Source organism: Massilia phosphatilytica, from assembly GCF_977014125.1.
Genome location: NZ_CDRNIL010000010.1, coordinates 1 through 10,052, shown reverse-complemented (window position 1 = coordinate 10,052; position 10,052 = coordinate 1). Strand labels below are relative to the sequence as shown.

Below are 10,052 nucleotides of genomic sequence, written 5' to 3'. Positions count from 1 at the left end.
TGAGCTCGGCAAACCGGCCGCTCTGCCACAGCGCTTCGGCTTCGTCCGCCAGCTCGGGCGGCACCACTTTTTGCAGGCGGAAGTTAGCCAGGCGCTCGAATGTAACGGCAAGTGCTAGCACCGACAGCGCGCCGATAACAACGACGCCGATACCGCCGTGCGCCAGCTCGTCGGTCGCGTTGAGAGGCTGAGCCATAGCGGGAATGGCGAGAAGCAACAGGAAAGGACAGGCGGCGAGACGAGACATTGGCATTTCATTCCGACACATTGTGTTAGGGCCACGCGAATGGTAGAAATATTTCTTCGCATACTGGGTACCGTCCAGGACCTTATAGGTTCGTCCCGAGGCGCGTCATCCGATTGAATTTCAGGTTGCGCACCCTACCGTCGCCGGTGGTGACCGTAAAGCTCGGCGCAGTGATCCTCGGCGTCGCATTGATATTGAATGGTGCCGAGCGGGAACCCGGTGGAGAACACTCCTTGTCGTTGAAGTCCAGCACGGCCGAGCCGCGCGGATAGGTCACTTCCAGGTTGCCATTGCGTTTCGCCACCGAATACACCGTACGCAGTTCGTCGCTGTAGAAATCGCCTTCGAATTTCGTCAAGGCGCCCGCAGGGGAACTCGGGCGCTGGACGCGCCTTGCGGGCGTGTCGACGCCGTTTGCATGCAAGACGCCGCGGGCGACGATGCCATCCGGGCCGGGAGCGTCGAATGTGAACTGGGCATTGGTCGCCTTCGCAAAAAATTCACGCTCGCTTGAAGCGTACGCGGGGATCCTGGGCCATCCGGTTGACTTGGCCATCAGCCGTCCGTGCTCCCGGGTGAAGTCGATGCCGGCTTCCGGCGACATGGCGTAATACCCGACCAGCGCGTCCAGGCGCGCCCGGCTCAGCGGGATTTCCCTGAAGGGCTTCACAGGCGCGGCTGGTGCAGGTGCCGCGGGCCGCGCCGCCGCAACTGCGGGGTCAAGGTACGTCGGGCTATCGCATCAACCAACTCGCCGAGGTCGATGTCGGCGCCATTGGCCAGCATGATCACCGAGAACCGTTGGTCGGGGAAGCGCAGAAGCTGGGCCCGAAAGCCGCCGCAGGCCCCGCCATGCTCCACGATCCGTTTGCCGCGATAGGCATCGACGATCAGGCCGGATGCGTAATTGATCGGCTGGCCGTCGTTCAGCACGCCCGTCGCCTGCATGCGCGCGATCAAGTCCTTGCCTCCGACACGGCCGTCGAAGAATTCGGCTCCAAGGCCAGGTCGCCCACCGTCGATACCAGTCCACCGGCGCCGTCCATGGAATCGCCGAACGCCACGTATTCGTAGCCGCCGGCGGGGGACAGCACGTACGACGATGCGCGGCCAGGCACAACGGTCCCGTAACCGTGCAGGAATTGCGCGGCTCGATGCCGAGCGGTTCGAAGATGCGTTCGCGCGCGAAATCGGCGAAGGCTTCCCCGAGACGCGCTCGACGATCAGTCCGAGCAGCATGTAGTTCGTGTTGCTGTACAAGTGCTCCTGGCCGGGCGCGAAATTCAGCGCGCGTTGCCGTTCGATGAGGGGCAGCACGTCTTCCTGGGTAATCACTTCGTCGCCGCGCCAGCCCGTCAGGCTCATCAGGTCGAAAAAGTCGCGCAGTCCGCTCGTGTGGTGCAGCAGGTGGCGGATCGTGATCGTTTTTCCCAAGTCCGGCACTTCCGGCAGGTACGTTCGGACATCGTCGTCGAGCGACAGTTTGCCGTCCTGCGCCAGCAAATGAATCGCGAAGGCAGTGAATTGCTTGGAATTCGAGCCCACCGTCATCTTGCTGTCCACAGTCAGCGGAACGCCGCACCGCCGACCAGTGCCCAGGAACGCCAGATCGACGCCCTGTTCGCCAGATGGAACCGTCCGGACACGCCGGGCGCCGTCGTTGCCGTTATTCGTGACGGCAAGGTGCTGCTCAGTAAAGCTTATGGCATGGCCGACCTGGAACGCGGCGTTCCGCTGACTGTGGACAGCAAGATGACGGTGGGCTCGAATTCCAAGCAATTCACTGCCTTCGCGATTCATTTGCTGGCGCAGGACGGCAAACTGTCGCTCGACGACGATGTCCGAACGTACGTGCCGGAAGTGCCGGACTTGGGAAAAACGATCACGATCCGCCACCCCTCATCGAACGGCAACGCGCGCTGAATTTCGCGCCCGGCCAGGAGCACTTGTACAGCAACACGACTACATGCTGCTCGGACTGATCGTCGAGCGCGTCTCGGGCAAGCTGCTGGCCGATTTCGCGCGAACGCATCTTCGAACCGCTCGGCAAGCATCCTGCACGGTTACGGACCGTTGTGCCTGGCCGCGCATCGTCGTACGTGCTGTCCCCCGCCGGCGGCTACGAATACGTGGCGTTCGGCGATTCCATGGACGGCGCCGGTGGACTGGTATCGACGGTGGGCGACCTGGCCTTGTGGGACCGGAATTTCTACGACGGCCGTGTCGGAGGCAAGGACTTGATCGCGCGCATGCAGGCGACGGGCGTGCTGAACGACGGCCAGCCGATCGATTACGCATCCGGCCTGATCGTCGATGCCTATCGCGGCAAACGGATCGTGGAGCATGGCGGGGCCTGCGGCGGCTTTCGGGCCCAGCTTCTGCGCTTCCCCGACCAACGGTTCTCGGTGATCATGCTGGCCAATGGCGCCGACATCGACCTCGGCGAGTTGGTTCATGCGATCGCCGACATCTACCTTGACCCCGCAGTTGCGGCGGCGCGGCCCGCGGCACCTGCACCAGCCGCGCCTCGTGAAGCCCTCCAGGGAAATCCCCGCTGCAGAACCGGGCGCGCCTGGACGCGCTGGTCGGGTATTACGCCATGTCGCCGGAAGCCGGCATCGACTTCACCCGGGAACACGGACAGCTGATGGCCAAGTCAACCGGATGGCCCAGGATCCCCGCGTACGCTTCAAGCGAGCGTGAATTTTTTGCGAAGGCGACCAATGCCCAGTTCACATTCGACGCTCCCGGCCCGGATGGCATCGTCGCCCGCGGCGTCTTGCATGCAAACGGCGTCGACACGCCCGCAAGGCGCGTCCAGCGCCCGGTTCCCCCTGCGGGCGCCTTGACGAAATTCGAAGGCGATTTCTACAGCGACGAACTGCGTACAGTGTATTCGGTGGCGAAACGCAATGGCAACCTGGAAGTGACCTATCCGCGCGGCTCGGCCGTGCTGGACTTCAACGACAAGGGAGTGTTCTCCACCGGGTTCCCGCTCGGCACCATTCAATATCAATGCGACGCCGAGGATCACTGCGCGAGCTTTACGGTCACCACCGGCGACGGTAGGGTGCGCAACCTGAAATTCAATCGGATGACGCGCCTCGGGACGAACCTATAAGGTCCTGGACGGTACCCAGTATGCGAAGAAATATTTCTACCATTCGCGTGGCCCTAACACAATGTGTCGGAATGAAATGCCAATGTCTCGTCTCGCCGCCTGTCCTTTCCTGTTGCTTCTCGCCATTCCCGCTATGGCTCAGCCTCTCAACGCGACCGACGAGCTGGCGCACGGCGGTATCGGCGTCGTTGTTATCGGCGCGCTGTCGGTGCTAGCACTTGCCGTTACATTCGAGCGCCTGGCTAACTTCCGCCTGCAAAAAGTGGTGCCGCCCGAGCTGGCGGACGAAGCCGAAGCGCTGTGGCAGAGCGGCCGGTTTGCCGAGCTCGGCGAGCGTGTGGCAGGTGGTAAAAGCTCCCTCGCGCGCATCCTGAGCTGGATGGCGGCGCAGCACGCACTGCCACACGATGTGCTGGCGGCGCGCACTGCCGAATTGGCGCGCGTCGAGTTGCGCCTGCAGCAGCAGAAGGCTTACGCGTTAAATGTGGTGGCGACAGTCGCGCCGATCGTCGGGCTGCTGGGGACCGTGGTCGGTATGATCGAATCGTTTAGCGTGATCGCATCGCATGGCATGGGCGATCCGACGCTATTGGCAGGCGGGATCTCGAAGGCGCTGGTGAATACTGCAGCCGGCCTGTCCGTCGCACTGCCGTCGCTGGCGATGCACCATTACTTTCGCAACCGCATGGTCTACATCGGCATTGCGCTTGAGCGCAAGCTGAACCGCCTGCTGGACAGCCGGCATGCACATTAACCTCGACGACGACGAGCAGCCCGAGATCGGTCTGATCGCACTGATCGACTGCATTTTCTTCCTGCTGATGTTCTTCATGGTAGCGACGTCTTTCAAGCAAAAGGAGCAGCAGCACATGGAAAAGCATCTGCCGATCACGTTGCCCAAGTCCACCGCGTCGCTCGACATGACAACGGCTGCGCCCGACCCGATAGTGATACGCGTCGACCGCAGCGGCAACGTGGCTATCGACGACCGGGTCCTGTCCACCGAAGCGCTGCACGAGCGCCTGCGCGCCGAAGCCGCGCGGAACCCAGGCCGTCCGGTTCGCATCGACGGCGACGGCCATGCCGCCTACGAGTCCATCGTGCAGGTCCTCGACCTGTGCCAGTTCGTAGGACTCACGACGATTTCAATGCATACGCGACGGAAATGACAGTCGGCGACGCGGCGGTTCGCTTCCAGGCATTCGTGCGGCGCAATCCCTGGCTGATCGCGTCGCTGACCGCCCATGCGCTGCTGGCGGCGGGCCTGTGCGAAGCAGGACGGATGCGCATCGAGCAGCACCAGCGCAAGGCCGCGCAGGTGCAAGTCGACGCGGCAATGCGCGAAACGGCGCAACGCGAGATGCGGCGCGAACTGCGCAGGATGGAAGAGATCCGCGACGCGCTCGAGGAAAGCGCGGGTCTGCCCCCGCGCGACGGAACGAGAGACAAGTCACCCGACGCCGCCGACCCGGCGCGACGCGCGCAGGAGATCGCGCTGCAGATCGAGCAGGTCCGCCAGCACATCCGCGCCGCCGAAATGGCGCGCGTGCTGCACATCCCGGAAAAAGAGGCGCGGCGCCGAGTGCAGGCCGAAGCGGCTAGGCAACCGGCACCTGCCGCGCCCAAGGCCAGCACGCCGGAAGCCATCGTCGAGCAGCTTTCGAAACAGGCCAGGAAGGCGCTGCAAGAGCGTCGCGCGCAATTAAAGGCGCAGCGTAACGGGTTGCTGCTTCATCCAGGAAACACGCAGATCGGCGAAAGGATCGGTTTTGGCAAAGGCAAGGGAGAAGGCAAAGGTAGCGACCTTGGCAAAAGCCAGGGAGATGGCGGGCCGAGCCTGGGAACTGGCATGCAGACCGACCGGCCCGGAGCACTGGCAGCCGGCGTGCGGGGCGACCGGCTCGATGTATTGGCCACCGGCCTCGAGGTCGACTCGCCCAAGGTCATCATAGGCCGCAGCCTGGACATGTCCGACGACCGGCAGCGCGCGTTCTACCGCCCACCGCCCAGGTCGACGCCGCGCACATGAATCCGGGCAGTGGACAGGTGATCGGTGCCGGCGGCACCGCCGCGAACCGCGTCTTCCTCGACACTTGGTGGGTAATCGGTCCGTTCGAAGGGCATGGCGGCGACAGCCAGCAGTTCGTGTATCCGCCCGAGCGCGGCGTCGACCTGGACGCCGTCTACTACGGCAAGGATGGCCAGCTGGTCCGCTGGACTTGGCAGCAGCAGACCGTCTATCCGATGGTCCCACGCCAGCACGCCGAGAAGGCCGTCTACTATGCGTACACGGAAGTGAGCGTAGACCGCGACATGGACCTGTGGGTCTGGATCGGTGCCGACGACGATTCGAAAATATGGTTCAACGACAGCGCCGTGTGGATCAGCGAGCAAACTGGGGAAAAGAACTGGTACCACCAGGCGTTTACGTCGCTGTACGGGGACCTTTCGACGATGAACCTGACGGAAGGGCAGCGCCGGCTACACTTCCGCAAGGGCGCAATACGATCCTTTTTAAGCTCTACAACAACCTTGGACTGATGTTTTATTCGGTAGTGTTGTCCCGCGGGTGAGCCGCATTCAAAGTATCGATGAGTGATTTCGATCGAATATCTACGCAATTTGGTGGAGCGATTTGCCCTCCTTCCACCGCTTCCACATGAGCGCCTTTGGGGCTTCTGTATTAGTAGATCCTGGGTCTTCGCTTCATCCGCAACATTCCTTCTGCCTATGCAGATTGTTGTGTTGCACTGACCGTTTGAATCCAAGGTCGACAGTTGCCTGTCGTGACAGTCGGTGACTTTTCCAGATCGGCAACCTGCTATGCTGAGCCTAACGGCCAGGTTCGGCCAAAAGCGGAAGTTCCGGCTAACTGAGGGAAAACTAGATGAGCAAAATGAAGAGTGCGATGAAGGCGGCGCTAAAACACGAGCCGTGGGTCCTCGTTTCGGTAATCACAGCCAACGCTGGGCTCCAGTATTGGCGCGACGGTCAAGTGTCCCCGATAGACTGGTTTGGGATGCTGCTCGGAACTCTATTGGTCACGGTCGTGGCTGTGCTCGGTGAGATGTATTGGATGAGCAAGAGTAAGTAAATTAGGATCGGACGCTGCCTTTCATCACAGTCGAACGGCCGACTTCGGCCAAAGCCATCGTTCGAACCACCAGCCGCTGAAAATTCTAGTTTCATCTCTCGTTCCAATGCTCAAACTGTTCAAGCAAAAGCCGCCTCCGCAACGTGACAAGCTATTCCGTATGACCTTGCATATCGCCCGTGGCAGGAACACCGAAATGCCTTCAAACTTGATTGGCGCCTATGTGCCGGTTTTCGTGGGCGCATCCGATCATGAAGCTGCAGCATTGAAGGCGGTCTCCGCAGAAGTCAAGCCAAGGGTTCGACTTTATTGACATGGCGGACCGCCAAATCCAGGAACTTGATCCGCTGAGCTTGGGACGCTTTTGTCGTGGAAGCGTGGCCGGATTTTATTGCGGAGTTCCCTGTTCAAGCAGATGTAGTCGAAGCCTTGAAGGCGGATTTCATCTGCTTCGGTCCATTTGCATCGTATGAGAAGAGTGCGAGTTAAGCGGTCTCAAACGTCCGGTATGGGTCGGTTCGGGCCGGTGGTGCCAGTCCCTGACTTTTTCGCTTTGGCAACCTGCTATGTTGGGTCGAACGGCCGGGTTCGGCGCCATCCGGGTAAGAATGATCATTGCTCCCACCGTGTTTTGCTGGTGGCGCTGCGCACGCCGTAGAATGCTGCTTTGCTCTACAAGTATGGAGTTTTGTCATGGAAACAACCGACCAACGTTACCTCGTCCAGCAAAACAAGCGCGCTGGCGACGGCAAGATGGCGCCCGTCTTTGCCAGAGTCATGCGTAGCAAGGAAGGGAAGTTCGAAGGCGTGTCGTTCATCAAAAATAAACAGAAAGCAACCGTCATGACAGCCGCTGAAGCTCAGGAAGTGGTCACGTGGGCCGCAAAGAAAAAAGAAAATGCCCAACAGTACGAAACTAAAGTTATTTGTGTGGGCCAGTAGCCGCATGCAGATTCTTGTTGGCCCAGAGCGTTCACGGTCGACCGGGTTCGGCCGAGGCTGTGTAAAAACGTGCGGCCGACGTGACGTCTGCGGCGGCCGGCCCTCGAAAACCTTCGCTACGGCGTTTTCGCGAGGTCGGGAATGGTAAAGAGACCCCTGAAAACGTCATGATTTCGCGTTTTTACACAGCCTGGGCCAAGAGCGGACATTGCACCGCGACCGACGAATGACATACTAGTTCCTTGTTACAACGCCACCGAGACGAAAACGATGAATCCACGCCGGGTCCACGAGCTGATGGCTGCGCACTTCCCGCAGGCCGAGTTAGCCATCGTAAATTGGTTGAACGTGCTTGAGGCTGACGGGACGATTCGAAGGGAAGTCCTTGACAGGCTGATTGACGAATTCATTCACGCAGATGACATTCTTGTTGAGGTCAACCGGAAGCTCGGGGACCTCAAGCCAAGGGACCAAGTGATTTCATACGTGCAGGAGCATGTTGGCAAAGGCCGAATCAGGATAGCTGATCGAGACTTTCACGGATATGTGCTCATTGGAATGAACGGTGTAGCCGCCGGGTGGTCCTCCACCTGATGAGAAGCCGTTAGCTGCTCACGGTCCGGTATGGGTCGGTTCCGGCCGGTCGTGACCGTTCGTGACTTTTTCGCTTCAGCAACCTGCTATGCTGAGCTGAACGGCCGAGTTCGGTCACAACCGGCCTTTGGCCTGAGCGATCTATGACCGGAAAAATATGAAGAGACTAGCTTTAATAGGTGGATCCCTACTGTTTCTCTCCGGCTGCTATACCGTGAACAACGAGCGATTTGCAAACGATGTGCGCGCCCTCGTACAACCTGGCATGGAGATGTCGTTAGCGATCGGAAAACTTGAAAGCAATGGCTTCGCATGTGATCCACACAGCTCAGCGCCGGCCATCACATGCGTAAAAACACGGCAAAACTTGTTGCCGTACACATGCATTGAACGAGTAAATCTGACTCCATCACAAGCGCCGATGACGCTTGATCGCGTTGATACGCCGCCGATTGCGTGTGCGGGTTTTTGAAGTCAAAACCGTTTGACGACAACGGCGACTTCCGGTCGTTGGAAGCCTGTCGATACGTCCCGCCAAGCCATCGGAATTTTTCAGTATTTAAGGCGCATCAGCCAGAAATTTTCAATTTGTTCGTCACCTCGCTATGCCCGGGATGACAGGGATAGTGAAAAAGGCCTTTGCAATTGGTACCCGACTTTTCACTTACTGCGTCATCCGGCAGTTCTGGTTCGAAGGACTGTCAGGCGAGCTTGCGTTCCCAGTAACCCACGTCGACCCATCGCCCGAACTTCTTGCCGACTTCCGAGAAGTGCGCGACCTTGCGGAAACCGAGCGCTTCGTGCAGCCCGGCGCTGGCATCGTTCGGCAGCGCGATGCCGCCGATGACGACGTGCAGCTTCGCGTGCGCGCAAGGCGTCGAGCAGGGCACCGTACAGCATCCGCCCGAAACCGCGGCCGGCCCAGGCGCCGTCGAGATAGACCGTGCTCTCGACGGCGTGCCGGTACGCGGGCCGCACGCGCCATTTGGTGGCATAGGCATAGCCGGCGAGCGCGCCGTCGACTTCCAGCACGAGCCACGGCAGGCCGGCCGCGCCGACGTCGGCGATGCGCTGCGCCATGTCCGGCTCGGCGACCGGCTCTTCCTCGAAGCTGATGGTCGTCCGTCGTGACGTAGTGGTTGTAGATGGCGCAGATGCGGGCGGCATCAAGAGGCGTGGCGGGGCGGATGTGGGTGGTCGGCATGGGAATCGGCGAAGAGGTGGCGTCGACGATGGTGGGGCGGGGGCCGGAAGTTGTCAAGTTCGCGGGCGTCCGTGCCTTTACGAAGCGCCGGCCTGATTCGTGGCGCTGTCGCTCGACTGCTCCGGATGCCGCACCTCCCACGCCGCCAGCGCCTCCTTGTAGTTCGCGAGCAGCATCTGGTACACGTCGAAGATGCAGTTCGGACAGCCCGAGCCGCAGCAATCCTCCAGCGCGGGTTCGATGGGCGGCTGGGGGCGCGGGTCGGGATCGGGGATGCTCACGGTGTGTTGTCGGTGTCGATGATGGCCAGGATCTCCTCGCGCGGCAGTGGGCCTGGATGGCACGGGAGGGACATGCGGCGCAGCATACCCAATCGTGCCGCGAAAGTCGAGGCGCGCACATCGTTTGCAAATCGCTCGTTGTTCACGGTATAGCAGCCGGAGAGAAACAGTAGGGATCCACCTATTAAAGCTAGTCTCTTCATATTTTTCCGGTCATAGATCAGCTAGGCCAAAGGCCGGTTGTGACCGAACTAGGCCGTTCAGCTCAGCATAGCAGGTTGCTGAAGCGAAAAAGTCACGAACGGTCACGACCGGCGGAACCAAGCCGTACCCGGACCGTGAGCAGCTAACGGCTTCTCATAAGATCGAGAGCCACCCGGCGGCTACACCGTTCATTCCAATGAGCACATATCCGTGAAAGTCTCGATCAGCTATCCTGATTCGGCCTTTGCCAACATGCTCCTGCACGTATGAAATCACTTGGTCCCTTGGCTTGAGGTCCCGACTCCGGTTGACCAGGTGCTGGATCATCCAACTAACTCCTCCCCGTTTTAACCTTAGCAATACGT

Annotated in this window: 18 protein-coding genes and 4 pseudogenes; 13 read left to right on the top strand and 9 right to left on the bottom strand. The window is 60.4% G+C overall.

Annotated features, from left to right (window positions below):
* The 4 genes and pseudogenes from ACWNCF_RS00420 to ACWNCF_RS00405 all read right to left on the bottom strand — a co-directional run.
* Positions 1-247: pseudogene (locus ACWNCF_RS00420) on the bottom strand (hypothetical protein); the annotation flags it as partial.
* Positions 248-329: 82 nt separating this feature from the next.
* Complete coding sequence (locus tag ACWNCF_RS00415) at positions 330-917, bottom strand: hypothetical protein (protein WP_449405627.1); 588 nt, start codon at positions 915-917, stop codon at positions 330-332.
* Complete coding sequence (locus ACWNCF_RS00410; protein WP_449405631.1) at positions 914-1,207, bottom strand: hypothetical protein; 294 nt, start codon at positions 1,205-1,207, stop codon at positions 914-916. Before ACWNCF_RS00410 ends, ACWNCF_RS00415 begins: the two co-directional genes overlap by 4 nt.
* Positions 1,204-1,341, bottom strand: coding sequence for a hypothetical protein (locus ACWNCF_RS00405; protein ID WP_449405630.1), 138 nt, complete (start codon positions 1,339-1,341; stop codon positions 1,204-1,206). Before ACWNCF_RS00405 ends, ACWNCF_RS00410 begins: the two co-directional genes overlap by 4 nt.
* An 8-nt stretch (positions 1,342-1,349) precedes the next feature.
* Between ACWNCF_RS00405 and ACWNCF_RS00400 the strand changes: the two genes are divergently transcribed.
* A complete protein-coding gene (locus ACWNCF_RS00400; RefSeq protein ID WP_449405629.1) occupies positions 1,350-1,490 on the top strand; it encodes a hypothetical protein in 141 nt (46 codons plus the stop codon).
* Between the two features lie 14 nt (positions 1,491-1,504).
* On the opposite strand, the pseudogene ACWNCF_RS00395 reads toward ACWNCF_RS00400, so the two are convergent.
* Positions 1,505-1,798 (bottom strand): annotated as a pseudogene (locus ACWNCF_RS00395) (serine hydrolase domain-containing protein); the annotation flags it as partial.
* Here ACWNCF_RS00395 and ACWNCF_RS00390 point away from each other — a divergent pair.
* The 12 genes from ACWNCF_RS00390 (at position 1,751) to ACWNCF_RS00335 (ending at position 8,470) form a co-directional block, all read left to right on the top strand.
* Positions 1,751-2,170, top strand: coding sequence for a serine hydrolase domain-containing protein (locus ACWNCF_RS00390; protein ID WP_449405626.1), 420 nt, complete (start codon positions 1,751-1,753; stop codon positions 2,168-2,170). The pseudogene ACWNCF_RS00395 and the gene ACWNCF_RS00390 sit on opposite strands and share 48 nt — an antisense overlap.
* A 92-nt stretch (positions 2,171-2,262) precedes the next feature.
* Positions 2,263-2,895: a serine hydrolase domain-containing protein gene (locus ACWNCF_RS00385; RefSeq protein WP_449405628.1), complete on the top strand. Its 633-nt coding sequence runs from the start codon at positions 2,263-2,265 to the stop codon at positions 2,893-2,895.
* Positions 2,895-3,368, top strand: coding sequence for a hypothetical protein (locus tag ACWNCF_RS00380; protein ID WP_449405625.1), 474 nt, complete (start codon positions 2,895-2,897; stop codon positions 3,366-3,368). Before ACWNCF_RS00385 ends, ACWNCF_RS00380 begins: the two co-directional genes overlap by 1 nt.
* 82 nt (positions 3,369-3,450) lie before the next feature.
* Positions 3,451-4,122, top strand: a complete 672-nt coding sequence (locus ACWNCF_RS00375) for a MotA/TolQ/ExbB proton channel family protein (RefSeq protein WP_449405624.1) — start codon at positions 3,451-3,453, stop codon at positions 4,120-4,122.
* Positions 4,112-4,537, top strand: a complete 426-nt coding sequence (locus ACWNCF_RS00370) for an ExbD/TolR family protein (RefSeq protein WP_449405623.1) — start codon at positions 4,112-4,114, stop codon at positions 4,535-4,537. The genes ACWNCF_RS00375 and ACWNCF_RS00370 overlap by 11 nt, the downstream gene beginning before the upstream one ends.
* 35 nt (positions 4,538-4,572) lie before the next feature.
* On the top strand, positions 4,573-5,397 hold the full coding sequence (locus ACWNCF_RS00365) for a hypothetical protein (RefSeq protein ID WP_449405622.1): 825 nt from the start codon (positions 4,573-4,575) through the stop codon (positions 5,395-5,397).
* Complete coding sequence (locus ACWNCF_RS00360) at positions 5,394-5,909, top strand: hypothetical protein (RefSeq protein ID WP_449405621.1); 516 nt, start codon at positions 5,394-5,396, stop codon at positions 5,907-5,909. The genes ACWNCF_RS00365 and ACWNCF_RS00360 overlap by 4 nt, the downstream gene beginning before the upstream one ends.
* Positions 5,910-6,255: 346 nt before the next feature.
* Positions 6,256-6,462: a hypothetical protein gene (locus ACWNCF_RS00355; RefSeq protein ID WP_449405620.1), complete on the top strand. Its 207-nt coding sequence runs from the start codon at positions 6,256-6,258 to the stop codon at positions 6,460-6,462.
* A 106-nt stretch (positions 6,463-6,568) separates the two neighbouring features.
* Positions 6,569-6,775 (top strand): hypothetical protein, encoded by a 207-nt coding sequence (locus ACWNCF_RS00350; RefSeq protein ID WP_449405619.1) that lies wholly within the window; start codon positions 6,569-6,571, stop codon positions 6,773-6,775.
* Positions 6,776-7,155: 380 nt separating this feature from the next.
* Positions 7,156-7,404: a hypothetical protein gene (locus ACWNCF_RS00345; RefSeq protein ID WP_449405618.1), complete on the top strand. Its 249-nt coding sequence runs from the start codon at positions 7,156-7,158 to the stop codon at positions 7,402-7,404.
* 297 nt (positions 7,405-7,701) lie between these two features.
* Positions 7,702-7,998, top strand: coding sequence for a hypothetical protein (locus tag ACWNCF_RS00340; protein WP_449405617.1), 297 nt, complete (start codon positions 7,702-7,704; stop codon positions 7,996-7,998).
* A gap of 214 nt (positions 7,999-8,212) precedes the next feature.
* Positions 8,213-8,470: a hypothetical protein gene (locus ACWNCF_RS00335; RefSeq protein ID WP_449405616.1), complete on the top strand. Its 258-nt coding sequence runs from the start codon at positions 8,213-8,215 to the stop codon at positions 8,468-8,470.
* A gap of 229 nt (positions 8,471-8,699) precedes the next feature.
* On the opposite strand, the pseudogene ACWNCF_RS00330 reads toward ACWNCF_RS00335, so the two are convergent.
* From ACWNCF_RS00330 to ACWNCF_RS00315, 4 genes and pseudogenes are all read right to left on the bottom strand, one after another.
* Positions 8,700-9,202 (bottom strand): annotated as a pseudogene (locus ACWNCF_RS00330) (arsinothricin resistance N-acetyltransferase ArsN1 family B).
* Between the two features lie 77 nt (positions 9,203-9,279).
* Positions 9,280-9,483, bottom strand: coding sequence for an oxidoreductase-like domain-containing protein (locus tag ACWNCF_RS00325; protein WP_449405615.1), 204 nt, complete (start codon positions 9,481-9,483; stop codon positions 9,280-9,282).
* The gene (locus tag ACWNCF_RS00320; RefSeq protein ID WP_449405614.1) at positions 9,480-9,629 is read right to left on the bottom strand and encodes a hypothetical protein; all 150 of its coding nucleotides are present in this window, start codon (positions 9,627-9,629) and stop codon (positions 9,480-9,482) included. The genes ACWNCF_RS00325 and ACWNCF_RS00320 overlap by 4 nt, the downstream gene beginning before the upstream one ends.
* Before the next feature lie 211 nt (positions 9,630-9,840).
* Positions 9,841-10,052, bottom strand: a pseudogene (locus ACWNCF_RS00315) (hypothetical protein); the annotation flags it as partial.